Annotated in this window: 1 protein-coding gene; it reads left to right on the forward strand. The window is 69.0% G+C overall.

Translation table 11 applies throughout. From position 1 onward, the window contains the following. Nucleotides 1-22: 22 nt before the first annotated feature. Nucleotides 23-688 (forward strand): acyl carrier protein (locus AC3ERT_RS36585; RefSeq protein WP_435179501.1); only part of this gene is annotated, 666 nt, incomplete at its 3' end.

Raw genomic sequence — 688 nt, forward strand, 5'->3', positions numbered from 1 at the left:
GCTGTGGGACCAGACCTCGGAGATGACCGAGCAGCTGGAGGGCGCGGGTCGGTCTCGTCTGCGCCGCGGCGGTGTTCAGCCGTTGACGACGGAGCAGGGTTTGGCGTTGTTCGAGGCCGCGGTTGCGTGGGGTGCGCCGTTGGCGGTCCCGGCCCGCATGGAGCTGACGGGGCTGTCTCGTGGAGGTCGGCCGGTGCCCGCACTGCTGCGCGGCTTGGCTGCCGGTGGTGTCTCCGCACGCCCGACGGCAGCCGTGGCCGCGGACGTAGGTGGCTTGGCGGCTCGGTTGGCCCCGCTTTCTCCCGTCGAGCGTGAGCAGGAAGTCCTGCAGACCGTTCAGGAAGCCACCGCTGTTGTGCTCGGTCATGCCAGCCCGGCTGAGATCGACTCCGAGCGGGCGTTCCGTGACATGGGCATCGACTCGCTGACCGCGCTGGAGCTCCGCAACCGGCTGGTTGCGGAGACCGGATTGAGTCTTCCCGCCACCCTGGTCTTCGACTATCCCGTCCCTCTGGAACTCGCTCGGTATCTGGTTGCAGAGGCGTGCGGGGCCGACGGGGTAGTCGGGGAGAGCGCTGTGCCGGTGGTTCGTGTCGGGGTGGATGAGCCGGTGGCGATTGTGGGGATGGGTTGTCGGTTCCCGGGTGGGGTGGAGGATCCGGAGGGTTTCTGGCGGTTGGTTGCGGGG

This window comes from Actinacidiphila sp. bgisy145 (assembly GCF_057708125.1).